At 64.8% G+C, this 21,998-nt stretch carries 25 protein-coding genes; 11 read left to right on the forward strand and 14 right to left on the reverse strand.

Features of this window, described 5'->3' with window-relative positions; all coding sequences use genetic code 11:
• From mutS to AC0Z35_RS26780, 3 genes are all read left to right on the forward strand, one after another.
• Complete coding sequence (gene mutS, locus AC0Z35_RS26770; protein ID WP_120156418.1) at window positions 1–2,655, forward strand: DNA mismatch repair protein MutS; 2,655 nt, start codon at window positions 1–3, stop codon at window positions 2,653–2,655.
• Window positions 2,652–3,845 (forward strand): ribosomal protein uL16 3-hydroxylase, encoded by a 1,194-nt coding sequence (locus tag AC0Z35_RS26775; RefSeq protein WP_485133163.1) that lies wholly within the window; start codon window positions 2,652–2,654, stop codon window positions 3,843–3,845. The genes mutS and AC0Z35_RS26775 overlap by 4 nt, the downstream gene beginning before the upstream one ends.
• Before the next feature lie 217 nt (window positions 3,846–4,062).
• Complete coding sequence (locus AC0Z35_RS26780; RefSeq protein ID WP_082134552.1) at window positions 4,063–4,284, forward strand: endopeptidase; 222 nt, start codon at window positions 4,063–4,065, stop codon at window positions 4,282–4,284.
• A gap of 247 nt (window positions 4,285–4,531) precedes the next feature.
• On the opposite strand, the gene bamC is transcribed toward AC0Z35_RS26780, so the two are convergent.
• The 4 genes from bamC to AC0Z35_RS26800 all read right to left on the reverse strand — a co-directional run bounded on the left by bamC (window position 4,532) and on the right by AC0Z35_RS26800 (window position 8,013).
• Window positions 4,532–5,656: an outer membrane protein assembly factor BamC gene (gene bamC, locus AC0Z35_RS26785; RefSeq protein ID WP_485133162.1), complete on the reverse strand. Its 1,125-nt coding sequence runs from the start codon at window positions 5,654–5,656 to the stop codon at window positions 4,532–4,534.
• A gap of 17 nt (window positions 5,657–5,673) precedes the next feature.
• A complete protein-coding gene (gene dapA / locus AC0Z35_RS26790) occupies window positions 5,674–6,579 on the reverse strand; it encodes a 4-hydroxy-tetrahydrodipicolinate synthase (protein ID WP_046805956.1) in 906 nt (301 codons plus the stop codon).
• 87 nt (window positions 6,580–6,666) lie between these two features.
• Window positions 6,667–7,314, reverse strand: a complete 648-nt coding sequence (locus AC0Z35_RS26795; protein ID WP_046805957.1) for a site-2 protease family protein — start codon at window positions 7,312–7,314, stop codon at window positions 6,667–6,669.
• A 72-nt stretch (window positions 7,315–7,386) separates the two neighbouring features.
• Window positions 7,387–8,013, reverse strand: a complete 627-nt coding sequence (locus tag AC0Z35_RS26800; RefSeq protein ID WP_046805958.1) for an L-threonylcarbamoyladenylate synthase — start codon at window positions 8,011–8,013, stop codon at window positions 7,387–7,389.
• An 86-nt stretch (window positions 8,014–8,099) separates the two neighbouring features.
• On the opposite strand from AC0Z35_RS26800, the gene ypfJ reads away from it, so the two are divergent.
• The 3 genes from ypfJ to AC0Z35_RS26815 all read left to right on the forward strand — a co-directional run bounded on the left by ypfJ (window position 8,100) and on the right by AC0Z35_RS26815 (window position 10,436).
• Window positions 8,100–8,951, forward strand: a complete 852-nt coding sequence (gene ypfJ / locus AC0Z35_RS26805) for a KPN_02809 family neutral zinc metallopeptidase (RefSeq protein WP_046805959.1) — start codon at window positions 8,100–8,102, stop codon at window positions 8,949–8,951.
• Window positions 8,952–9,138: 187 nt separating this feature from the next.
• The gene (locus AC0Z35_RS26810; protein WP_046805960.1) at window positions 9,139–9,675 is read left to right on the forward strand and encodes a hypothetical protein; all 537 of its coding nucleotides are present in this window, start codon (window positions 9,139–9,141) and stop codon (window positions 9,673–9,675) included.
• Complete coding sequence (locus AC0Z35_RS26815; RefSeq protein ID WP_046805961.1) at window positions 9,672–10,436, forward strand: hypothetical protein; 765 nt, start codon at window positions 9,672–9,674, stop codon at window positions 10,434–10,436. The genes AC0Z35_RS26810 and AC0Z35_RS26815 overlap by 4 nt, the downstream gene beginning before the upstream one ends.
• On the opposite strand, the gene AC0Z35_RS26820 is transcribed toward AC0Z35_RS26815, so the two are convergent.
• From AC0Z35_RS26820 to AC0Z35_RS26830, 3 genes are all read right to left on the reverse strand, one after another.
• Complete coding sequence (locus tag AC0Z35_RS26820; RefSeq protein WP_046805962.1) at window positions 10,433–10,705, reverse strand: hypothetical protein; 273 nt, start codon at window positions 10,703–10,705, stop codon at window positions 10,433–10,435. The two genes, AC0Z35_RS26815 and AC0Z35_RS26820, sit on opposite strands and share 4 nt — an antisense overlap.
• 230 nt (window positions 10,706–10,935) lie before the next feature.
• Window positions 10,936–11,592 carry an N-acetyltransferase gene (locus tag AC0Z35_RS26825; RefSeq protein WP_485133161.1) on the reverse strand — a complete coding sequence of 219 codons (657 nt, stop codon included), beginning with the start codon at window positions 11,590–11,592 and terminating at the stop codon, window positions 10,936–10,938.
• 269 nt (window positions 11,593–11,861) lie between these two features.
• Window positions 11,862–12,599, reverse strand: a complete 738-nt coding sequence (locus AC0Z35_RS26830; protein WP_485133160.1) for an ArsR/SmtB family transcription factor — start codon at window positions 12,597–12,599, stop codon at window positions 11,862–11,864.
• An 87-nt stretch (window positions 12,600–12,686) separates the two neighbouring features.
• Between AC0Z35_RS26830 and AC0Z35_RS26835 the strand changes: the two genes are divergently transcribed.
• A complete protein-coding gene (locus tag AC0Z35_RS26835) occupies window positions 12,687–13,982 on the forward strand; it encodes an MFS transporter (protein WP_485133159.1) in 1,296 nt (431 codons plus the stop codon).
• On the opposite strand, the gene AC0Z35_RS26840 is transcribed toward AC0Z35_RS26835, so the two are convergent.
• Together AC0Z35_RS26840 and AC0Z35_RS26845 are read right to left on the reverse strand one after the other, a co-directional pair.
• Window positions 13,942–14,574, reverse strand: a complete 633-nt coding sequence (locus AC0Z35_RS26840; protein ID WP_485133290.1) for an FMN-binding negative transcriptional regulator — start codon at window positions 14,572–14,574, stop codon at window positions 13,942–13,944. The two genes, AC0Z35_RS26835 and AC0Z35_RS26840, sit on opposite strands and share 41 nt — an antisense overlap.
• A gap of 126 nt (window positions 14,575–14,700) precedes the next feature.
• Window positions 14,701–14,895: a hypothetical protein gene (locus AC0Z35_RS26845; protein WP_046805965.1), complete on the reverse strand. Its 195-nt coding sequence runs from the start codon at window positions 14,893–14,895 to the stop codon at window positions 14,701–14,703.
• A 554-nt stretch (window positions 14,896–15,449) separates the two neighbouring features.
• On the opposite strand from AC0Z35_RS26845, the gene AC0Z35_RS26850 reads away from it, so the two are divergent.
• From AC0Z35_RS26850 to AC0Z35_RS26860, 3 genes are all read left to right on the forward strand, one after another.
• Window positions 15,450–15,617, forward strand: coding sequence for a hypothetical protein (locus tag AC0Z35_RS26850; protein WP_162941244.1), 168 nt, complete (start codon window positions 15,450–15,452; stop codon window positions 15,615–15,617).
• Between the two features lie 163 nt (window positions 15,618–15,780).
• On the forward strand, window positions 15,781–16,770 hold the full coding sequence (locus tag AC0Z35_RS26855) for an Lnb N-terminal periplasmic domain-containing protein (protein ID WP_485133158.1): 990 nt from the start codon (window positions 15,781–15,783) through the stop codon (window positions 16,768–16,770).
• A gap of 18 nt (window positions 16,771–16,788) precedes the next feature.
• Window positions 16,789–18,549, forward strand: coding sequence for a hypothetical protein (locus AC0Z35_RS26860; protein ID WP_485133157.1), 1,761 nt, complete (start codon window positions 16,789–16,791; stop codon window positions 18,547–18,549).
• A gap of 20 nt (window positions 18,550–18,569) precedes the next feature.
• Here the strand turns inward: AC0Z35_RS26860 and AC0Z35_RS26865 are convergent, their stop codons facing one another.
• The 4 genes from AC0Z35_RS26865 to AC0Z35_RS26880 all read right to left on the reverse strand — a co-directional run bounded on the left by AC0Z35_RS26865 (window position 18,570) and on the right by AC0Z35_RS26880 (window position 20,453).
• On the reverse strand, window positions 18,570–19,040 hold the full coding sequence (locus tag AC0Z35_RS26865; protein ID WP_485133156.1) for a carboxymuconolactone decarboxylase family protein: 471 nt from the start codon (window positions 19,038–19,040) through the stop codon (window positions 18,570–18,572).
• Window positions 19,041–19,263: 223 nt separating this feature from the next.
• A complete protein-coding gene (locus tag AC0Z35_RS26870; protein WP_046805968.1) occupies window positions 19,264–19,530 on the reverse strand; it encodes a hypothetical protein in 267 nt (88 codons plus the stop codon).
• On the reverse strand, window positions 19,514–20,008 hold the full coding sequence (locus AC0Z35_RS26875; protein WP_485133155.1) for a hypothetical protein: 495 nt from the start codon (window positions 20,006–20,008) through the stop codon (window positions 19,514–19,516). Before AC0Z35_RS26875 ends, AC0Z35_RS26870 begins: the two co-directional genes overlap by 17 nt.
• Window positions 19,998–20,453: a hypothetical protein gene (locus tag AC0Z35_RS26880; RefSeq protein WP_485133154.1), complete on the reverse strand. Its 456-nt coding sequence runs from the start codon at window positions 20,451–20,453 to the stop codon at window positions 19,998–20,000. The genes AC0Z35_RS26875 and AC0Z35_RS26880 overlap by 11 nt, the downstream gene beginning before the upstream one ends.
• Before the next feature lie 56 nt (window positions 20,454–20,509).
• Between AC0Z35_RS26880 and AC0Z35_RS26885 the strand changes: the two genes are divergently transcribed.
• On the forward strand, window positions 20,510–21,604 hold the full coding sequence (locus AC0Z35_RS26885) for a tyrosine-type recombinase/integrase (RefSeq protein ID WP_485133322.1): 1,095 nt from the start codon (window positions 20,510–20,512) through the stop codon (window positions 21,602–21,604).
• 3 nt (window positions 21,605–21,607) lie between these two features.
• Here AC0Z35_RS26885 and AC0Z35_RS26890 read toward each other — a convergent pair whose 3' ends face one another.
• Window positions 21,608–21,964, reverse strand: a complete 357-nt coding sequence (locus AC0Z35_RS26890) for a phage tail protein (protein ID WP_485133152.1) — start codon at window positions 21,962–21,964, stop codon at window positions 21,608–21,610.
• Window positions 21,965–21,998: the final 34 nt, after the last annotated feature.

Consider the following 21,998-nt stretch of genomic DNA (forward strand, 5'->3'; position numbering starts at 1 on the left):
ATGAATTCCGCAACACAACTCACCGCCGCCGAGGCCCACGCGGGCCACACCCCCATGATGCAGCAATACCTCCGCCTGAAAGCGGAGGCCGGCCCCTTGCTGCTCTTCTACCGCATGGGCGACTTCTATGAAATGTTCTACGAAGACGCCGAGCGCGGCGCGCGCCTGCTCAACCTCACGCTGACCAAGCGGGGCTCGTCCAACGGCACGCCGATTCCCATGGCGGGCCTGCCCGTACACGCCATGGAGCAATACCTGGCGCGGCTGGTGGCCATGGGCGAATCCATCGCCATCTGCGAACAGATCGGCGACCCGGCCGCCTCCAAGGGCCCCGTCGAACGCCGCATCGTGCGCATCGTCACGCCCGGCACACTCACCGATGACGCGTTGCTGCCTGCCAAGGCGGATCGCGCGCTTGCGGCCGTGTTCGTGTCCGGCAACGCCCGCGCGCCGCGCGCCGGCCTGGCGTGGTTGAACCTGGCCAGCGGCGAATTCCGCGTCACCGAATGCGCGCCCGCGCAGCTGGAATCCGAACTGCACCGCATAGCGCCTGCCGAGATCGTCTGCGCCGACAGCGCCGCGTTCGACTTTCCTTTCGACGGCGCGCGCTCGCGAGTGCCGGACTGGCATTTCGAAAACGATGGCGCGCGCGCGCATCTGCTGGCGCATTTCAAGACCGACACCCTGGCGGGCTTCGACATCGAAGACATGCCCGCGGGCATCTGCGCCGCCGGCGCCCTGCTGCGCTATGCGGCGCGCACGCAATCGCAGGCGCTGGCCCACGTGCAAAGCCTGTCCGCCGAACGGCCGGGCCAGTACGTGCTGCTGGACCCGGTGACCCGCCGCAACCTGGAACTGACCCAAACGCTGTCGGGCGAAGACGCCCCCACGCTGTTCTCGCTGCTGGACGGCTGCCGCACGCCGATGGGCAGCCGGCTGCTGCGCCGCTGGCTGCATCACCCCTTGCGTGAAAACGATCAGGCGCTGGCGCGCCAGCAGGCCATTTCTGCGCTGCTGGCGGGCCGCATGGACGTCGAGCAGACCTTCGGGTCCGCCAGTGTGCTGGAATCGCTGCGCGCCGCGCTGAATGCGTTTCCCGACATCGAACGCATCGCGGCGCGCCTGGCGCTGCGCTCGGTACGCCCCCGAGAACTGGCCAGCCTGCGCGATGCGCTGCAATCGCTGCCCGCGCTGCGCGACCTGGTCGAACCCATGGCAGCGTCGCCGCGCCTGGGCGAACTGATCTCGCACCTGTCCGTGGACCCCGCGCTGGCCGCTTTGCTGGTGCGCGCCATTGCGCCGGAACCGGCCGTCGCCATTCGCGACGGCGGCGTGCTGGCCGCCGGGTTCGATGCCGAACTTGACGAGCTGCGCGGCCTGGCCGCCGATGGCGGCGATTTCCTGCTGCAACTGGAAGCGCGCGAACGTGAACGCACCGGCATCAGCAACCTGCGCGTGGAATTCAACCGCGTGCACGGCTTCTATATTGAAGTGACCAAGGGCCAGACCGCCAAGGTGCCCGAAGACTACCGCCGCCGCCAGACGCTGAAAAACGCCGAACGCTACATCACGCCCGAACTTAAAACGTGGGAAGACAAGGTGCTGTCCGCGCAAGACCGTTCGCTGGCGCGCGAAAAGTGGCTGTTCGAGCAATTGCTGGACGTGCTGGCCGAACACGTGCGGCCGTTGTCGGACTGCGCCGCCGCGCTGGCCGAACTGGATTCCTTGTCCGCCCTGGCCGAGCACGCGCGCCGCCACGACTGGATCGCGCCCGAGCTGTCCGAGAACGCCGACATCGACATCGACGCCGGCCGCCACCCCGTGGTGGAACACGCCATTGAACGCTTCACGCCCAACGGCTGCCGGCTGGACCCGGCGCGTCGCATGTTGCTGATCACCGGCCCGAACATGGGCGGTAAGTCGACGTACATGCGACAGGTGGCGCTGATTGTGCTGTTGGCGCGCATCGGCAGTTTCGTGCCGGCCGCGCGCGCGCGCATCGGCAAGATCGATCGCATCTTCACCCGCATCGGCGCGGCCGACGACCTGGCGGGCGGGCGCTCGACCTTCATGATGGAAATGACCGAGGCCGCCGCCATCCTGTCGGCCAGCACGCCCAACAGCCTGGTGCTGATGGACGAGATCGGTCGCGGCACGTCAACCTATGACGGCCTGGCGTTGGCGTGGGCCATTGCCTGCCGCCTGCTGGCGCACAACCGCGCACTGACCCTGTTCGCCACCCACTACTTTGAACTGACGCGCCTGCCGGCCGAACAACCGGCATCGGCCAACGTACACCTGGCCGCCGCCGAATCCGCCGCCGGCATCGTGTTCCTGCACGAAGTGCGCGAAGGCCCGGCCAGCCGCAGCTACGGTATCCAGGTGGCGCAACGCGCGGGGGTGCCGGCCGCGGTCATCCGCCAGGCCACGCGCGAGCTCGAACGGCTGGAGGCGCAAGGCGCACCGACGCCGCAACTAGGCCTGTTTTCAGCGGCGGCGGACGCCGACGCGCACGCCTACGCCCAGGCTGATCGCGACGACGCCATCGAGGCGCTGGACGCACTACGCGAAGAACTTGCCACGATCGACCCCGACAGCCTCACCCCGCGCGAAGCGCTGGACGCCCTCTACCGCCTGAAGAAGCACCTTCAATGAACCTTGACCAACCCCTGCCGCTGCTAGGCGACCAAAGCCCGAACGACTTCATGCGCCGCTACTGGCAGCGCAAGCCGCTGCTGATTCGTCAGGCCATCCCGGGCTTTCAACCGCCGATGACCATCGCCGCCATCAAGAAGCTGGCGCGACGCGACGATGTGGAATCGCGCCTGATCTGGCGCGAAAACGGCGAATGGCAAATGGAAAACGGCCCCTTTGCGCGCCTGCCCAAAGACAATGAGGGCGACTGGACGCTGCTGGTGCAAAGCGTGGACCTGCTCAGCGACGCCGCATCCGAACTGATGGGCTTGTTCCGCTTCATTCCGGACGCCCGCCTGGACGACGTGATGATCAGCATCGCCAGCCATGGCGGCGGCGTGGGGCCGCATTTCGACAGCTACGACGTCTTCCTGCTGCAAGCGGCGGGTGAACGCGAATGGCGCTATGGCCGGCAAAAAGACCTGTCGCTGGAACCCGGCCTGCCGCTGAAGATCCTCAGCAACTTCCAGCCCGAGGAAAAGGCCGTGCTGGCGCCGGGCGACATGCTGTACCTGCCGCCCCAGGCCGCGCATGACGGCGTTGCCATGGGCGATGGCTGCATGACGATCTCGATCGGCTTTCGCGCGCCTACGCAGGCCATCCTGGCGCGTGGGCTGCTTGAAGCCGCCGCCGACCAGGTCATGGCGCGCGTGGGCTTGCTGGGCGGCCCTTATGGTGAACCCGCCCTGCCCGGTCCGAAGCTGTCCGCCGTCTACCGCGACCCGGGCCAACCCGCCGTCGACACCCCGGCTGCGCTGCCGGATGCGCTGGTGGCAGCCACGCTGGAAACCGTGGAAAAACTGCGTTTTGACGACGCGCTGGCCTCGCGCTTTCTGGGTTGCTGGCTGACCGAACCGCACAACCAAAGCGTCTTCGACGCGCCCGAAGACGTGCAGGTGGATCTGGAAGAAGACTGGCCCGCCTCCGGTCGCCTGGTGCTGGACCGCCGCAGCCGCATGCTGTATCGCGGCAAGCAGCTTTTCATCAACGGCGAAACCGCCATGACGCCCGCCGATGCCGCGCTGCGTACGCTGGCCGACGCTCGTAGCCTGGACTGCGCCGACTCCGCCTGCGCAAAGCTGTCGGAAGAGGCCCGTTCGTGCCTGGCCGATTGGCTGGACTCCGGGTGGATTCATTACGTGGCGGCGTAGTATCCGGACACGCCCACGTATCGGATTCGGACAGAACGCAATCAGATCCATGCGTGGGGACACATAAGGAAAGAGATAACACGAAGCTGAAAGGTTTGTTGCCGTTGGGATGCGACCTTTTTAACTTTCACACGCGCTGCGGCGTCAGCTTCCTGTAGCCTGACTTCTGGTTTCCCCTAAGGGGGTTTCAAGAGTCGTCATCTACAGGAGTCCAAAAATGATGAGCAAAACCTTGATTATTGCTTCGGTGCTGGCCGTTGCGCTCAGCGCTTGCAACAAGAAGGAAGATGCCCCGGCGGCGCCCGCGACCACCCCTGGCGCCAGCACGCCGGCCCCCTCGACCACGCCTCCGGCCACGTCGCCGGCCCCCACTTCGCCTGGCACCACGCCTGGCGGCGGTTCGAATACCCCGGGCGGCTCGACCACCCCGGCGTCTTAATAAAACAGAGACGAACCCCCGCTCTGAAGACGCAAAAAAGCCCCGGCAAGAAGTTGCCGGGGCTTTTTTGCGTCTGGGCGCGATGCGGGGTGGGAAAGAGCCGTGCACAGCGACGATGCCCTGCCCATCAAAGGCATCGGCTGATCCGTCCGTCCCCAACCAGGGCGGCGCTGCAAAGAAAAGGCCCCCATCCGGGGGCCTTGGGCATTGCCGGCCGGCGCGCATGGCACCGGCCGAGATCGCCTGATTACATCTTGTCCTTCAGCACGCTCAGCAGGCGTTGGGCGGTAGCGCTGCTGTCGCGCGCACCGTTGGCGTCCAGCACCGTCACCGTGGTCTGGTCGCCCGTGGCGGCCAGGTGGATGCGGAACTGCGGCGCTCCGGACTTCTTGTCGCCCGAGAACATGCGGCTGAAGAAGCCCGGCTGCTCGTTCTTTTCGCCGGTGTCGGTATCGACGTAGCGCACGAAGTAGTCGCCCGTGGAGCGGTCGCGGTCGTCGACGGCAAAGCCGCCGCCGTCCAGGGCCACGCCGACACGGCGCCAAGCGCGGTCGAACGATTCAGCCACCAGCAACGAGGCGCCTTGGGAACGGACGTCTTCCTGCACGGCCGGCTTTTGCGGCGAGGCTTCGGCCTGCTGCACCAGCTTGCGGGCGTTGTCCACGTCGGAACCCAGGTAGACCATCATGCGCGCCAGCATGGCGGCGTTCAGGCCCGGGTCTTCCTTGCCGTTCTGCCACTGCACCTGGCCGCCGTCGGAACCGACGCGCTTTTCAAGCATCTGGCGATGGCTGACGTAGACCTCGGTGTGGCCGTTCACGCGTTCGACGCGGGTACGGAATTTTTCACGTTCGCCGCTATCCCAGGCCGATTCCAGCACGGCGCCCAATGCCTGGCGCAACCAGCTTTCCGGAATCTTGGCGCGGTTTTCCGCCCAGTCGGTTTCGATCAGGCCGGCCGACGGGTTGTTGCTGGCCACGGTGAAGCCGTTTTCGGTCCAGAAGTCGACCAGACGCGGAAAGACGTCTTCCGGCGCGCGGTCAACGACGAGCCAGCGCAGGTCGCCGTCGCGTTCGACACGCATGTCCTGGCGGCCGGGCAGCACGTTGCTGGTCTTGGGCGCGGTGGCTTGCGCCTGGCCCTGCTGCTGAAACTGCGAGTACGTCGTCGAGCCCGAAGCGGGCGCGCGATAACGCGGGTCGCTGTTGGCCTGAGTCAGATCCGGCGGGATGCTCAGAGGCTCTCCACGCTGGGTGACGGCGCTCTTGTAGTTGACGGATTCTTCATTGCCCAGGAATTGATTGACCTCGCTGCAGCCGGCCAATAACACCAGAGACATCAATGCCGACAAACCGGCATGACGTTTGTTCATACGTATCCTCACGATATTTAGAGCAGACCCGTTTCCTGGAGCGCGCGACGCACGACTTCGTGGTTCTGCGTACCCAGTTCAACCAGCGGAAGCCGGTAGCCCAGTGCGCTGCGGCCCATTTCGGCCAGCGCCCACTTGACGGGGATGGGATTGGCTTCAACAAACAAAGCCTTGTTCAGACGCGCCAGATAGGCATTAAGTTCACGCACCTTGGGCACGTCGCCCGCCAATGCGGCGGCACAGAGGTCGCGCATGAGCTTGGGCGCCACGTTGGCGGTCACGGAGATATTGCCGCGCGCGCCCAGCAGGATCAGGGCGGCGGCAGTGGGGTCGTCGCCGCTGAAAACCTGGAACGTGTCCGGCGCTTCACGCAGCAGCAAGCCGCCGCGCGCGATGTCGCCGGTGGCGTCCTTGATGCCGATGATGCCGGGCACCTGCGCCAGGCGCAGGACCGTTTCATTGGTCATGTCGGCCACGGTGCGGCCGGGCACGTTGTACAGGATGGTCGGCAGGTCGACGGCTTCCGCGATCGCGCGGAAGTGACGGTACAAGCCCTCTTGCGAGGGCTTGTTGTAGTAAGGAACGACCGACAGGCCGGCCTGCGCGCCCACGGCCTTGGCGTGGTTGGTCAGGTGGATGGCTTCGTCGGTGGAGTTGGCGCCCACGCCGGCGATGACCGGGATGCGGCCCGCGGCATGTTCCACCGCTACGCGAATCAGCTCCGCGTGTTCTTCCATGGAAACCGTGGGCGACTCCCCGGTGGTGCCCACCACCACGAGTGCGTCGGTTCCTTCCTGGACGTGCCAGTCGATCAATGACCGGTAGGCAGCGTAGTCCAGGCTGCCGTCGGGCTGCATGGGAGTGACCAGGGCCACCAAGCTGCCCTGGAAATTAACGCCTGCGGCGGATGCAGGGGATGCCATAAATGTAGGGCTCCAACGCCCCGCGGCAGGATGCCCCAGGGCCAGAATCAAAGAAACCGCTGAGTTTAACGGATATTGGATGAAATCCTACAGAAACCACTGGACGATAGTCGTTCCAAGTTCATACACCGGGCGCATCAAAAGCCACAGCACATCCGTGACCAGCAGGACGATCACGATGACCAGCCCATACGGCTCTATTTTTGAGTATTGCCAGGCCAGACGGTTCGGCAGCAGGCTGAACAGGATACGTCCCCCATCCAGCGGCAGGATGGGCAGCAGGTTCAGCGCCATCAGCACCAGGTTGATGTTCACGCCCGCCACGCCCATCTGGAACCAGAACGATTCCTGCATGCCGGATTCCAGCATCAGCCGCAGCGAAAAGGCCCACAAAATCGCCATGAAAAGGTTGGCGGCGGGACCGGCCAGCGCCACCCAGAGCATGTCGCGCTTGGGGCGGCGCAGGCGCCCGAAATCGACCGGCACGGGCTTGGCCCAGCCGAACAACATGCCGGGGCTGCCCAGCAGTTTGGACGCCAGAAGAATTGCCATCGGCACCAGCAGCGTGCCGATCGGATCGATGTGCCGGGCGGGATTCAGGCTGACACGGCCGGCTTCATAGGCCGTGGGGTCGCCGAACATGCGAGCCACGTAGCCGTGCGCGGCCTCGTGCAGCGTGATGGCGAAAATGACCGGTATCGCGTAGACCGCAATGGTTTGGATGATGTCGTTCATGGCGAACCGGATTGTAGATGAGCCGCGTGCCGGCGGGGGCCGGCACGCAAGGGCAAAACAGTAAAAGGGGAATCAGGCAAGGCCAAGCGTGGCCGGGTCGCCGCGGCCCACGCGCACCACGACGGGATCGTCGCTGGTGAGGTCAATGACGGTGGTGGGGGACTGCGCGCACGCGCCGGCGTCGATGATGGCGGCCAGCTGATGATCGTAGCGTTCGCGGATGGCCTCGGCATCGTTCAGGGCCTCGGTTTCGTCCTTGGGGATCAACGTGGTGGACAACAGCGGCGCGCCGACTTGCTCGAGCAGGCCAAGCATCACGGCGTGATCGGGCACGCGTATGCCGATCGTCTTGCGCGACGGATGCGAGACACGTCGCGGCACTTCCTTGGTGGCTTCCAGAATGAAGGTCCACGGACCCGGCGTGGCGGCCTTCAGCAAGCGATATTGCTTGTTGTCGACGCGCGCGAAATGGCCGATTTCAGCCAGGTCGCGGCACAGCAAAGTCAGGTGATGTCTTTCGTCCAGACCGCGTAGCCGGCGCAAGCCGTCCGCGGCGTCCTTGTCGTCCAGCCGTGCGACAACGGCGTAGCTGGAATCGGTGGGTACGGCCACAAGGCCCCCATCGTTCAGCCATTGGGCTGCCTGCTTGAGCAGGCGAGGTTGAGGATTCGCAGGATGAATAGATAAATACAGAGCCATGGGTTTATCCTAACACTCTTGAATGCCGCCCAGTAAAGCGCGGCGATGCAAAATGGCGGGAACGCCGACCCGCCCGGAGAAACAGTATGCGCCTCGATGACTCGCGCGAAAGCGACAATGTGGAAGACCGACGTGCCAGCGGTCCCCGTATCGGCGGTCGTGGAACCATCGGCATCGGTACGATAGTACTTGCCTTGGTGGCCATGTATTTTGGCGTCGACCCCAGCGTCGTCCTGCAAATGGCCGAAGGCCCGGCCACCACGCAAGAAGCCCCCGCGACCAAGCCTCCCGTCAACGACCCGCAAGCGCGCTTCGTGGCCAAGGTGCTTGGCGAAACCGAAGACACCTGGGCCGCCGTCTTCCAAAAGGATTTGAACCGCCAATACGTCGCGCCCAAGCTGGTGCTGTTTCGCGGCGCAACGCCCACGGCGTGCGGCACGGGCCAATCGGCGATGGGCCCCTTCTACTGCCCCGGCGACAGCAAGGTGTATATCGACCTGGCGTTCTTCGATGAACTGCAAAACCGCTTCAAGGCCCCAGGCGATTTCGCGCAAGCCTATGTGATCGCGCACGAAGTCGGCCACCACGTGCAGCACCTGCTGGGCATTTCGGATCAGGTCGACCAGCTGCGCCGGCGCAACCCCTCGCAGGCCAACGCCTTGTCGGTGCGCATGGAGTTGCAAGCCGACTGCTTTGCCGGCTTGTGGGCGCAGCGGGCCAACGCGGCACGCAACATCCTGGAAGGCGGCGACGTCGAAGAGGCGCTGGGCGCGGCCACCGCCATCGGCGACGACCGCTTGCAAAAGCAGGCGCAAGGCTATGCCGTGCCCGACTCCTTCACCCATGGCTCGTCGGCCCAGCGTGTGCGCTGGTTCAAGCGCGGCCTGGAAAGCGGCAGCATCAAGCAGTGCGACACCTTCGGGGCCAGCGCGCTGTAGCCAGGCGCTGAAACCGGGCATCGCGCCCGGCACGCAAGCTGTATATCCATACAGCTTGCGGGTTTGCACTGACTCCATCTTGTAAGATTACGCCCCCTCGCCCTGTTTGCACGCACGCATTGCCTGCGCCGCGACGCAAGCGGCAGAGCGCATTGGTAGCGCAATTCAAAGACCCTAGATTCGTTTTATGGCCAACAAGTTCGAACCGTTAATTACCGTTGATGAGGTGCAAGAGATTCTTGCCGAACCCAAGGAAACCGTAAAACCGATCTCCTGGATCCCCAAGCCCGCGGCCAACAACATCCAGTGGATGGAATTCGCAAGCCCATGCAAGGTCAAGGGCGACGCGCGCGATGACGTGATCTTTCGCGTGACCTATCGGGGCGCGCGTACCGTCGTGCACGGCCAAGCCACGATCTTCCTCACTGAAGCGTTTTGCGCCAGCCTGTTCGTCGGCCCGCATCGCGTGTTCGGCGTCGATACCGATGACTCATTCCATACCAGCCTGGTGGGCGAAGGCCGCCCGCATTTTCGCAAGCCGCTTGCGGACCGCAGCCATGAACATATCTGGGTGGACGAAGGCGAAGGCTATGCCGAGCCCATCGTGCCTGCCCTGCACACCATCGGCGCGCTGATGCAGTATTTCCTGCCGCGGGCGAACCTCACGCTAGTCGGCGGTTTTGCGCATCCCCTTAAAGGCCGCCAAATCGAACTGATCCTATGAGCAATTTTCTGGAAGCCTCCGGCTGGACCGTCCTGCCGGCCGGTGAACACGCCATACGCGCCGTCGCCCCCATGACGTTGGGGCTGGATGGCCAGCACGCCGCCTTCTTCATCGCGCACCCGGACGACGCCACGTTCTACCTGACCGACGCCTGTGAGACCTCGATGCACGCGTCCAGCTACGGCATCGAAATCGGCCCCAAGCGCATCGACATGCTGAATGAAACGCCCGGCGTCAGCCTGGCGCATTTCGACCGCGACGGCGCCATTGTGGCGACCGGCCCGAACGAGCAATTGCAGGAAGCGTTGTGGGACGCGGTGAAGCTGGCGATGGCGCTGTCGTTCCAATGCGCCAAGTGGATGCCCCGCTTCAGCCAGTTGCGCTTTCGTGCCCAGGTGGGCCGCGCGCTGGCCGAGGGCGTGGGCGTGAATCGCATGGTCAAGGGAGCGCGCGCCAAGGGCAGCAGCGGCCACACCGCCGACTTCGCTTTCGCCGTGCGTGCGGCGGGCAGCACGGCGCTGACCTATATCGAGCCGATTGCACTGAAGGCCGGCAAGAAAATGGACTGGACGCAGGTCTATCAAACCCACGGAAAGATGTCGGACGTAAAGATGGCTGACGCGCGCAATTCGCGCATGGTCATCCTGGAAGACGGCGCCACGGCCGAGGAATTCAAGAAGGCCGTGACCATCCTGGAGCAGTCCGCAACGGTGCAGACGCTGGCCAAGACGCGCGATTGGCGGGAAGTCTTTTCCGGCTAGGACGGCATGTTCGTCAGGCCGTCGACGATTTCGCGGCCATGCGTAATGGCCGCGTGCACGGCTTCGCGGGGGCTATAGACGAATCCGCCGTCCGCAAAGCGCGGAACCGGGTATTCGTCGCCACCTTCAAGCACGGCGCCGGCCTGAACCACCATGACCGATGCGATGAATACGGGGCCGCTTTGCAACGCTGAAATGTCAGCGTCCTCGCCCCGGGACACCTTGGCCGTGAGCCGGTATCCCTTGTAGATCAAATTGTTCTGATGCACTTTCGGATGCCCTCGTTCTGCGAATCAGCATACCCCGGCATTGATGACAGTCCGGATATGTTTTGTAACCTCGGCAGCCAATAGAAACATTGTTGCAGAGCAATAATTGCGTCCCCGTTTCTGCGGCAGCGGTCGAAGAATTGACGCGATCGGCGCAACGGCAAGCGGGGCGCGGGTTTTGAAAGGGCGGCGCTTTTGCGTGCCGCCCCCCGGCAAAGCCATTACGGGGATTACCCTAGGTCGTGTTGCGAAATCGCCTCTTTGGCCGAAATCATGCCCGTCAGCCGCATGTATTCCGGCAGCGCCCAGCCGCGTCCCAGCAGGATCATGCGGGTGTGCAAGTCTTCCTGCACGCGCTGCGAAACGGCCTTGCCCAGATAGCTAAGCTGCTTTTTGCGCAGGTCTACAAACCCCAGTTCGTAGTCCCGCGCCAGCCCCATCCACAGGCGATGCGCCCCCACCGACTGGCGGGCGCCGCTGATGATGCACAGGCCGGCATCCAGCGCCCAGCGGTACACGGCGGTGGCCAGACCCATTCCCTGATACGCCGGCGCGTACTTTGAATGCGGCGCGCGCACGTAGGGGTCGGCCCGCTTGCCCACTTCGATCAGCCGGTTGAAGACGGTATAGCCGGCCACGCGGTCGCGCCGCGTATCCACCACGTACACGTAGTACTCGCCATCCGCTTCGCGATAACGCAGCACCAGGCCGGGAATGTCGGTATGCACCTCCGGCAACGCGTACAGGCGGTCCGACGGCCGCTGCATCCGTTGATGAATGGCGTCCAGTTCGTTCTGGACTTCCTGGGGAGCGTGATTGACGTCGATGCGTAGCTCTGAGATCAAGCGGGCGGGAGAGCAGATTGCGCGCAGCGCCAGGGTAGGCAAGGCCACCTCCTGAAAAACGTTGATAAGACTAATGGGAAAAAAAGGTCGAGGGAATAATGTTCAACACGGCTTGAAGACGGGCTGCTTCACACACCGAGCCCCGTCCACGGCCGACGAAAAAAAAGCCGCATTCGCGGCGGGAATGGCTGTGTTCAAAGCACCGCCTTCGAGCGGTGCGAATCGAGGGGGACGTGCGCGATGCAAGCGATGGACGGCGCGGGAATGAAGATGTCAAAGACATCGCCGCTGAGCGCGCCATTGCCTTCCGATCAAGCCGCCGCATGCGCGTCCCCCTGCATCAGGCCGTCGTCCGCATACGCGTTGGGCATGCCGAAGAACGCCGGAAATTGGCGTGCGCCCTTGCGCGTGACGGACAGCGCGCGCGAGTCCAGATCCTTGGTGATCCAGCCGCGCTGCATCAGGGCGTCCAGCAGCGCCGCGCCCAGCGCGCCGCCCAGGTGGGATCGACGCTCGCTCCAGTCCAGGCAAGCGCAGGCGAAACGCCGGCGGCGCTGGCGTGCCTGGGCAACGTCAACGCCAATCTGCGCCATCGACGCTTCGCCCAGCGGCGTCAGCACGTAATCGCGGCCGTCCTGGGCCAGCCATTGGCGGGCCACCATGGCGTCATGGACGCGCACGGCCAGCGTGCCCGCCATGTGGTCGTAGCAGGTGCGCGCGTCACGCAGCGCGGTCGGCGTGTTGGGCTTGAAAGGCACGCGGTCGGCGCCGGCCACCACCAGCAGGGCCTCAAGCGCGTGCCCCACTTCCCCATTGGCCAGCCGATAGTAGCGATGCTTGCCCTGCACGGCCATGTCGACCAGGCCCTGTTCACGCAGGCGCTGGAAATGGCTGCTGGCGGTGGATGCGCCGATATCCGCGGCGGCGGCCAGTTCGGTGGCGGTACGCGCGCGCCCATCCAGCAACAGGCACAGCATGCGGGCGCGGGCGGGGTCGGCAATGGCACCGGCCACCGCGGAAAGATTGATGTCGGCGAACTTGGATTCCATGATTCGCTGTGGACCAAAGTGTTGTGTGCAAGGCGTAAGCATACTGCGCCCTATCGCAACATGACATCCTGACAAATCAGAAAAGCCATGCCCAAGTCTTCTTCGTTCTTCGGTTGGAAAGTGCTTGCCGCCACCTTTGTGCTGGCCGTCTTCGGGTGGGGCGTTGGCTTTTACGGGCCGCCCGTGTTCCTGCACGCCGTGGTGCAACGCACCGGCTGGAGCGTGGCGCTGGTGTCCGGGGCCGTCACGCTGCACTTTCTTAGCGGCACGATCGTGGTCGCCAACCTGCCGCGCCTGTACCGCCGCGTCGGCGTGGCGCGGGCCACGTTCGGCGGCGCGGTGCTGCTGGCCTTGGGGGTGACCGGGTGGTCGGTGGCCGCATCGCCATGGCAGTTGTATGGGGCGGCGGTGCTTAGCGGCATGGGCTGGGTGGCGCTGGGCGCGGCCGCGGTCAATGCGCTGATCGCGCCGTGGTTCGTGCGGCGCCGCCCGTCCGCGCTGGGCATGGCCTATAACGGCGCCAGCGTGGGCGGCATTGTGTTTTCACCGCTGTGGGTGTTTTTGATCGCGCAAGCCGGTTTTGCGCAAGCCGCGTTGTGGGTGGGCGTGGCCATGGTCGCGGTCATCGGGGGCTTGTCGCGCAAAGTGTTCGCGGTAACCCCACAGCAGCTGGGCCAACTGCCGGACGGCGATAGCGCGGACGCACCCGCGCCGGCGGCGTCTACCGCGTTACCGCGCGTATCGCGCCTGTGGCACGACCGCGCTTTTCTGACGCTTGCCGGGGGTATGGCGTTGGGCCTGTTCGCCCAGATAGGGCTGATCGCGCACCTGCTGTCGTTGCTGGCGCCCTTGCTGGGCGCGCAGACGGCCGGTGCGGCGATGGGGCTGGCCACGGTGGCCGCCATCGCCGGGCGCATGCTGGTTGGCGCGCTGATGCCGGCCGGCACCGACCGACGCAAGGTGGCCTGCGCGGCCTATGCCGTGCAAATCTGCGGATCGCTGACGCTGATGCTGGCAGCCGACCATATGTGGGCGGTGTGGCTGGGCGTCATTCTGTTCGGGTCGGGCATCGGCAATGCCACGTCGTTGCCGCCGCTGATCGCGCAAACGGAATTCGCCCGAGAAGACAGCCAGCGCGTGGTGCCGCTGATCGTCGCGCTGTCGCAAGGCGCCTATGCCTTCGCGCCCGCGCTGTTCGGCTTGCTGCGCGCCGTGCTCGACGCAAGCGGACACGCCATGGTCGGCTTCCTGGCGGCGGCGGCCCTGTTGCAGGCGGCGGCCATCGCGTGCTTTGCGGCCGGAAGCGGCCATGCGGCGGCGCGAATCGCGCCGCCCGCCACGATCAGGCCGGTGGCCCCCGGCGCGCCACCAGCGCAGCCATGACGGTGTCGCCGGCCTCGTTCACCAGCCCTTCCGCCACGCCTTCGCGGTCGGCGGGCGTCCGGTTCTGGCTGACTTTCCATTTGCCCTCGATGCGCGATATTGGGATCTCGATCCCGATGATGGCGCGCATCTGCGCCGCAATGAAATCCGCCGGCGCCTCGTCCACGCTCCAGGGCTCGGCGCGCGCCTTTTCCTGGCTGGCGGTCAGCGCTTCCAGCTGCGCGCGCAACCAGGCGGGATCATCCTGGATAACCGGCGTGCCCCACACATGCACCGCCACGAAATTCCACGTGGGCACCACCTTGTGCGTCTGCGCCTTGGTGGCGTACCAGGACGGCGTGATGTAGGCCTGCGCGCCATGAAACGCAATCAAGCATTCCTGCCCCGCCGCCAGGTGCGCAAGCTGCGGGTTGGCACGCGCCACGTGCAGGCGCAGCACGCCATGGTCCCCTTCGGGATAGAGCAGACAGGGGATGTGGTTGGCCATCAAGCCCCCCTCGCCGCTGGTCATGACGACGCCCAACGGGTGGGCGCGGATAAAGTCGTGCTGGACGGCAAGGTCGTCTTCGCGAAAAGCGGATGGCAGGTACATGGTGGGCCAGGCGTAGTCAGGGAAAAACACAACATAACGCCATCGTGGCCCCATGCACAGGTCCATCGCTTCACTGTTTTATAGAGCCACTTCGGCGCTCCCCCGGCAGGATGCGCGCGGACAGCCTTATCGTCGGACACGCTCATAAGCTTGGTTCATGCGTTCCCGCGCCTGCGTTTCGCGCGCGTAAGCGCGGTCGTAGCTTTCCAGGCACCCGGGCGTGGGGCTGGGCCACTTGATGGCGGCGATGGCCGCGGTGAGTTCATCGCGGGCGCGTTGCCATTCCCGGACAGCGGCGTACCAATCCTTGGCGGTGTCCATAGTTGTCTCCCTATGTGCACGCTTTCCATCGTAGCGCCGCACACGCGGGGGGCCGCGCGCTTTCGCGATTAAAAAAGGATGAGCACCAACCCCTGACAGGGTTAACCCGTCGAATCTGTGGCGGCCAGCCATCAGATCGCGGCGCCGCGCAAGTTGCGTAAAATCCCGCAGCCCGGATGGGGCGCGTAAACGCATCTTCGTCTTGCGCGATGCGAGCCCGTGGCGACAAGCCCGACAACGACCGATTCAACTTCGCACACGCCGCGCCCGTTCCATCAGCTCAACGGAACGACGCGTTGAACCGGAACGCGTAGCGTTTCCAAACAGGATGCGTTGGCCGGCATTACGCGATCAGACTTGGGCACGCCGCATGCAGAGGCGTCTGGTCTCGTTGCCGACAACTTGTCGCAAACGGGGAACATCGCCGACGCCAACGCGGTCCAAACCCAAAATTTTTACTTAAAAATCACGATGTGATGAATATTGACGTCAACCCTCACTTACTCACAGCCACGGCTAATGCTACTGTTCCGCCTGTGCAAGGAGTACATGCAATGGATCAGAAAACGAAGCCCTGGGCCTTTCCCAAGCCTCATCCGGAAAACACCCCACGCGGTGAGCGCAACAAACAGGAGTTCGATGCTCCTGCCGAAGTCAAGAAACCCGCGCCTAAACCGCGCGCCAAAAAAGAACCGCCGGCCGCAAGCCGGGCGCGTTCATGATGTTGCCGACCAGGACGCGCGCCGCTGTTGCGGCGTTGCCCGTCCCGGATCGGCCCCGCCGCCGCCCGTTGCCATGACGGGCCCGCGCCGACCTCCCCGGCGCAATTGACGGCTTAAATCAAGCCCGGCCATACTCTGGCGGCCTCGACCGCCTAGAGATCCTATGACCGCTTCCATTTTGCTTGGCATCACCATCACGCTGGTCGCCGCCTGGGGCGGCTTGGCGCTGTGGATACGCGCGCCATTGCCCCGCGCGGCAAGGGGCTTGCTGACGCTGGCCTGGCTGGTGTTGGCGTTCGCGGCCCTGGCCGCGTTGGCCTGGCCCACGTGGCGCCCCGCGGGCTATGGCTTTGCGCTGGCCACGCTGGCGCTGGGGCTATGGTGGGCACGCCTGCGCGCGTCGAACGACCGGCCGTGGATGCCAGAAGTCTCACGGCAAACCCTGGGGCATGTGGATGGCAACGTCGTCACGCTGCAAAACGTGCGCAACTTCGACTGGCGCAGCCGCACCGACTTCACCCCCAGATGGGAAACCCGCCGCTACGCGCTTGACGAGCTTGAGTCGGTGGACGTTGCGCTGTCGTACTGGGGCCGCCCCGCCATCGCCCACGCCTTGGTGTCGTTCGGATTCGGGCAGGATCGCTACGTGGTTTTCTCGGTGGAAATCCGCCGCAAGGAAGGCGATCAATTTTCCGAGATCGGCGGCTTTTTCAAGCAATACGAATTAAGCCTGATCGCCTCGACCGAAGAAGACAGCTTGCGCGTGCGCACCAACGTGCGAGGCGAAGACAGCTACCTGTACCGCATCCACATGCCGCTGGACAATGCGCGTTCGTTATTCCTGGCGTATGTGGACAGTGCGAACCGGCTGCGCGACACGCCCCGCTTCTATCACACCGTGACGGGCAACTGCACCACCATCGTGTTCCAGATGGCGCGGCGCATCGTACCCGGACTGCCGCTGGACTATCGCCAGCTGGCATCTGGATATCTGCCTGAATACTTCTTTGACCTGAACGTGCTGCAAGGCGCGGACAGCGCCGCGCAATACCGCGAACGGGGTCGCTACACCGATCGCGCCCGCGCCCACGGGGATGCCCCCGGGTTCTCTCAAGCGATCCGGCAAGGCGTGCCGAGCATCGATCCTTCGTAGCTTTTGCACACGCGCACCATGACAACATCAACGGCCCCGGCGCTACGCGGCGGCGGCAAGATCAACGGTGTGTTTTTCAACGCGGCGGGCGATGTGGCGGCCGTGGCGTCCACGTTTGCCCTGCTGGCCCACCCTCGCGCGCGCGCCGCCTATGGCGGGCGCACCTTGCGCTATCGGGTAGCGTTGTACCGCCGCGATTCGCTCGTTCCCTTCGCCGCCTTTGATGACCTGCACTATCCCGTCAACGAAGTGGCGTTCCACCCTGCCGGCACAACCGTGGCCATTGGCGGCGGCAGCTACGACGGCGGCTATTTGTTTGAAGGCGAACTCATCGTCTGGGACTGGCGCGAAACGCACGGCGTTCAGCTGTACAACCAGGTTCCCGAAGTGGTGCGATGCCATTACAACGCGGCGGGCGACCAGATCGAAGCATGGGTGCGGCCGTGGGACGACGGCGATGACGCCTGCGATGCCTTCGACGCCTTGTTCCGCGTGCAAGCGCCAGCGCCTTGCTCCGGTTCGCAAGCGCTGAACCTACACATGGATGCAGCCTCCAGCGTCCCCGCCGAGCTGCGCGCACAAGCCTTGCGCGCCCCAGATATCCAGGAGCTGGAAGCGCGCTTGCAAGCATGGTTCGGCGTAGCCAGGTGGACACACCGGGGTGCCATCCTGGATGTGGCCTGGCTGGATCACGACCGCTACGCCGCCGTGCACCAGGGCTGCCAGCTAGAGGTCTACCACCGCAACGGCGACCGCCTGGCCACCCACACCGGCGCGGGCCACGGCGTCGAGATCATCACATCCGGCAAGCAGGTATTGGTGCACGCGGTCGAGAGCGGCCCGGCTGGCCAAATCGTGGGAAGACAGGACGCGCGGCTGTACACGTACACCGGCGCCGGTGCTGACGCCAACGCCAACACCAATGCCGGCCTGCCACTGACGCGCGCCTATGACGGCGAATTCACGTTTTCCGCCACGCAACAAGGCCGGATCCTGGGCCGCCAAAACCGCGTTACGGCGCACCCCGGGCAGGCGCGCGATGTGCTGCTGGACCTGGCGACCGGCGTCGAGCATCGCCCAGACCTTGGCCACTACGACTGCTTCAACCACTACCTGCGCATCCGCCACGCGCCCTATCTGTTCCTGCTGCAAGGCACGCCCGCCAGCTCGCACGAACGCAAAACCCTGTGCGTGGTGCAACCCGATGGCGCCGTGCGCCGGCTATGGCCGGTTTTAAAAGCCAGCAACGATGCCGCCAGCCACGCCATGGAACTGTGCGGCGCCTACGTCGACGATGCACTGGGCCCCGGCCTTGTCATCGGCGGCAAGCACTATTCGCCCAACGTGCGCGCGCCCTACGCCGGCTTTATCTACCGCAAGCCCTTGGACCGGGATCGCGAACTATGGCGGCGCCCCATCCCCGCATCGCCCAGCGCCATCGTGCACATGCCCGCCTTGAACCTGATCGCAGTCGCCTTTCTTGACGGCTCGCTGCAACTGATTGACGCGCAAACCGGCGTGCTGCGGCGCTATGCCCGCGTGCGGGTCGATGGTTTGCCAACGCTGATCTTCGCCATGGACGCCGACGCGCAATCGCTGGTTGTCGGCACGGTGGATGGCACGATAAAAGTGCTGGAAGCGGGCCAATTAGGTGGCGCGCCGGCTGATGCGGCCCAAGCCAAACGCCAAGCTTCCGATCAAGCCGGGCCCGATAGCGGCGCGGACGCAGATGCGAACGGCTATGCGCCGGGCACCGCTTCCGTCATCAATCTGGATTGACGGCAGATCGCGCCCCCCTTTCATTCCGCCGCCCGCTCAGCCGCCTCCGTGGCAGCCGGCGTGGCCCTGAACGAGACGCCCAGGCGGTTGAAGGCATTCATCAGCCCGATGGCATAGGTCAGGTCCGCCAATTCCTTGTCGCTGAACTCGGCGGCGGCCGCGGCATAGTCCTCATCCGGCACACCGGTATCAGCCACGCGCGTCACGCTTTCCGCCCACGCAAACGCCGCGCGTTCCTGTCGCGTAAACACCGCGCCCGCTTCATGCCACACCGGCACCAGCACCAGCTTGTCCACCGTCACGCCCTGCTTGATCAGGTCGCGCGAATGCATGTCGATGCAATAGGCGCATCCGTTGATCTGCGACACCCGCAAAAACACCAGATCAATCAAGGTTTTCGGCAGGCCGCAGTGCTGAAGATAAACATATACCGCGCCAAAAGCCTTGTACCCGTCGGGCGAAGCTTTGGCATAGTCAAGGCGAGCATTCATGATGGCATCCTGGTAAAGACATTTCAGAACCGCTATCGTGCGCCCACTTGGCCCAGCCGGACAGAGCCATGACGCGCAATATGGACTAGGTCATGATGGCGCCCCGCCACACAGCTGGCGCCAGACGGCATTGCCATCCCGGATCTGCCGCCGGACGGAAGCCGGCGTGGCATCCACCTGCGCCGCCGTATCAAAGTAGACGGGCCGCGCGTGCTCGCAATATTCAACGCCCACCCGGGCGGGCGCCACGCACCCAGTCACGCTTAAGCTCGTCAGCAATGGCAGCATCGTCCATCCCAGCCGTTTGATGTTGCACATCCCTTACCTCCTGCCGAGCCTGGTCGGCCTGCCGATTGATTTGCGTGTCCCGCCCCTGGCGTTCAGCGCGCGCGCCCACGCTGCGCCCTCGCAGATAGGCCAGCAGCACCACGGCGCTTGCGGCCAACGCGGCCACCGCCAAGGTCTTGAACCGTTCAAGCCACGCGAACATGCCGTCCCCCGATAGCGCCCATGGCTTGGGCATACAGCGCGGGCCAGGTGTGCGGATGCGGTTTGCCGGGGCGCCAGGTGCGCAGGTACAAGGCCCAGGCGGAGTCTGCGTCGCCCACGTCAGGCAAACGACCCGGGTCGGTCCACAAGAGCAGACGCGCAAAGCCGGCGGCAAGCACGTCGTCGGCTTCCAGGGCGGTGTAGACGGCGCCCGCGGTGGCCGCCACGTCGCGTTCGGCGCAGAGCCGGCGGGCAGGTCCGTAAGTGACAGCATGCGTCAACACGCCCCGCACGCCACCGCCTTGCTCGAACTGCCAGAAGCCACGGGCCGGTCCACCGACTTGCCGACGATGCAGAAAGCGGCTTTCCTGCAAGCCGATGGCCAGCAAGAGAACGCGGGCCTGCGGCGTGTCCATCGCGGGCGGAAGCAGCGTCAAGGCGGGCAACACAGCCTTTTGCAACACAGCATCAAGATCCACGATCTTTTCCCCCTTGGCGCGGCATCCCCAAAATCTTGGCGCGCGCCTCGGCCAGCCAGTCCAGCACGCCCTTCTTGCGCATGCTGGCCAGCCACCGCATATAGGCGCCCAACACCCACCACGCCGGCAGGCCCGCAAGCAGCATGCTGGGACCCAGCACGTAGAACTTTGCAAGCAAGGCGTCGTCGGTGCCCGCGCCATGATGGGCAAGCCAGGTCATGGCCTCCATCAAGGCAGGCTTCCACGCAATGACAGCCGCAGCCAGCGCGGGCCCGAAAAGAAAGGAACAGACCACGGTGGATACCGTCCGCACGGTGAATTCCCTGACCGTGCGCGGCGGCATAAGCAATAAGCCGAGCATGGCTGCGATGGCGGCGGGAATGCCATACGCCATCGCGACCTTTAAGGCGGCAAGCCCGCCTAAGCTGGTAGAACCGGGTTCCATGATGGGGGCGCTCCTGAAAAGCGTGTGCAGGATGGCCTCCTGTAGGGACGGAAAAAATGCCCGCGAGCGGGCGTAGTAAAGGACAAAGCGCAAAGATCGGATGTGAGTTCAAATCGGGCCTTTTGCCCAGGAAACCCTGGTCCCGCCGTCAACCCCGCCGCAAGCCCACCCCCACCCTGGCCGACGCGCTAACGCGTTATCTGGCCGAGGTCTCGATTACCAAGAAGGGGCAGGCCGCAGAGCAATCCATCGCCCGTATCTGGCGCGGCACGCGCTTGGCGATCCGGCCGGTCGACCGGATCCGCAGCTCGGATTTGACCGAGTTGCGAGACGAATGGCTCAAGGACAGGGCGCCCGCCACCGTCGTCCGGCGCTTGGCGTTTCTGTCGCACGTGTACACCGTGATCCGAAAAGACTGGGGTTTCGATCAGTTGGCCAATCCGGTCCAGTTGGTGCGACGGCCGGCGGTTGACGACGCGCGCGACCGCCGCCTGTTCGAGCGCATCACCTTGCGCGGGGTCTCGAACGACGACTGTCCCGCCAAGGAACTGGAATGGATCATCCGCGCCTCGCGGTCGATGGAGCTACCCACCATCCTCATCGTGGCCAAAGAGACTGGCATGCGTCGGTCCGAGGTCGTCGGCATCCTGCGCGAACACCTGGATCTTATGCATGGGGTGGTACACCTGCCGCATACAAAAAACGGGCGCGCGCGTAACGTTCCGCTGACACCGCGCGCGCGTGAAGCGTTGCGGCGGTGGGTCACGGGCAAACCTTTGCGGGGCCGGATTTTCAGTATGCAGCCCGCTTCCGTCACGCGCGCCTTCATTCGGGCTCGCAGGCGCGCTCGCTTGCGCTATGAAGATCTGTGCCGCCAACATGGACGCAGGCCGAACAGCGCCTATTTCCGCGACCTGCGGTTTCATGACCTGCGGCACGAGGGGACATCGCAGCTTGCCACGGTGTTCCAGATCCATGAACTGGCCAAGGTCAACGGCAACGTGGACACGCGGATGCTGCTGCGCTACTACCACCCACACGGCCGCGAGCTGGCCCAAAAGCTGACGCGCAGCCCATTGGGGCGCCGCCAACTGGAAGAGATGCGCCTGGAACGCGATATCGATTCGCAGGCCATGCCGCTGGCCGCGTAAAGGCTACGCGTTTTCAGACGCCTGCCCGGCCGGTTTCGGCGGAGCGACGGACGTCAGCCAAGCCGGCAGCTTTCCCCATCCCGGGTAGCTCACCTTGCCGCCGGCGCCTTCATACTCGGCACCGATTGAATACGAGGTGCCCGTCTCCACCACCCATAACGGCGTGGTGCGATGATCCTCGACCATGACCCACGCGTTCCCTACGCGTCGAGGCCGCTTGCCGGCAGGCGGTTCCGGTGGCGCGTCCACATATGCGCCATAGGCGATATTGAACACACCGGGCGTAAGCACCAGCTCGTTGGCAACAGACTTGTACAGGTACAGGCCATCATCGTCAGTCTGAAAGACTTCCTTTTGCATATCGGTTTTCCTTAGAAATGAAATTTGCACTGCA

The sequence above is a fragment of the Achromobacter sp. 1L-A-4-B-C2 genome (assembly GCF_057291955.1).

Coding starts and splice junctions, on each gene's coding strand:
- mutS (WP_120156418.1), top strand. CDS start 1: ATGAATTCCGCAACACAACTCACCGCCGCCGAGGCCCACGCGGGCCAC.
- AC0Z35_RS26775 (WP_485133163.1), top strand. CDS start 2,652: ATGAACCTTGACCAACCCCTGCCGCTGCTAGGCGACCAAAGCCCGAAC.
- AC0Z35_RS26780 (WP_082134552.1), top strand. CDS start 4,063: ATGATGAGCAAAACCTTGATTATTGCTTCGGTGCTGGCCGTTGCGCTC.
- bamC (WP_485133162.1), bottom strand. CDS start 5,656: ATGAACAAACGTCATGCCGGTTTGTCGGCATTGATGTCTCTGGTGTTA.
- dapA (WP_046805956.1), bottom strand. CDS start 6,579: ATGGCATCCCCTGCATCCGCCGCAGGCGTTAATTTCCAGGGCAGCTTG.
- AC0Z35_RS26795 (WP_046805957.1), bottom strand. CDS start 7,314: ATGAACGACATCATCCAAACCATTGCGGTCTACGCGATACCGGTCATT.
- AC0Z35_RS26800 (WP_046805958.1), bottom strand. CDS start 8,013: ATGGCTCTGTATTTATCTATTCATCCTGCGAATCCTCAACCTCGCCTG.
- ypfJ (WP_046805959.1), top strand. CDS start 8,100: ATGCGCCTCGATGACTCGCGCGAAAGCGACAATGTGGAAGACCGACGT.
- AC0Z35_RS26810 (WP_046805960.1), top strand. CDS start 9,139: ATGGCCAACAAGTTCGAACCGTTAATTACCGTTGATGAGGTGCAAGAG.
- AC0Z35_RS26815 (WP_046805961.1), top strand. CDS start 9,672: ATGAGCAATTTTCTGGAAGCCTCCGGCTGGACCGTCCTGCCGGCCGGT.
- AC0Z35_RS26830 (WP_485133160.1), bottom strand. CDS start 12,599: ATGGAATCCAAGTTCGCCGACATCAATCTTTCCGCGGTGGCCGGTGCC.
- AC0Z35_RS26835 (WP_485133159.1), top strand. CDS start 12,687: ATGCCCAAGTCTTCTTCGTTCTTCGGTTGGAAAGTGCTTGCCGCCACC.
- AC0Z35_RS26840 (WP_485133290.1), bottom strand. CDS start 14,574: ATGTACCTGCCATCCGCTTTTCGCGAAGACGACCTTGCCGTCCAGCAC.
- AC0Z35_RS26845 (WP_046805965.1), bottom strand. CDS start 14,895: ATGGACACCGCCAAGGATTGGTACGCCGCTGTCCGGGAATGGCAACGC.
- AC0Z35_RS26850 (WP_162941244.1), top strand. CDS start 15,450: ATGGATCAGAAAACGAAGCCCTGGGCCTTTCCCAAGCCTCATCCGGAA.
- AC0Z35_RS26855 (WP_485133158.1), top strand. CDS start 15,781: ATGACCGCTTCCATTTTGCTTGGCATCACCATCACGCTGGTCGCCGCC.
- AC0Z35_RS26860 (WP_485133157.1), top strand. CDS start 16,789: ATGACAACATCAACGGCCCCGGCGCTACGCGGCGGCGGCAAGATCAAC.
- AC0Z35_RS26865 (WP_485133156.1), bottom strand. CDS start 19,040: ATGAATGCTCGCCTTGACTATGCCAAAGCTTCGCCCGACGGGTACAAG.
- AC0Z35_RS26870 (WP_046805968.1), bottom strand. CDS start 19,530: ATGTTCGCGTGGCTTGAACGGTTCAAGACCTTGGCGGTGGCCGCGTTG.
- AC0Z35_RS26880 (WP_485133154.1), bottom strand. CDS start 20,453: ATGGAACCCGGTTCTACCAGCTTAGGCGGGCTTGCCGCCTTAAAGGTC.
- AC0Z35_RS26885 (WP_485133322.1), top strand. CDS start 20,510: ATGCCCGCGAGCGGGCGTAGTAAAGGACAAAGCGCAAAGATCGGATGT.
- AC0Z35_RS26890 (WP_485133152.1), bottom strand. CDS start 21,964: ATGCAAAAGGAAGTCTTTCAGACTGACGATGATGGCCTGTACCTGTAC.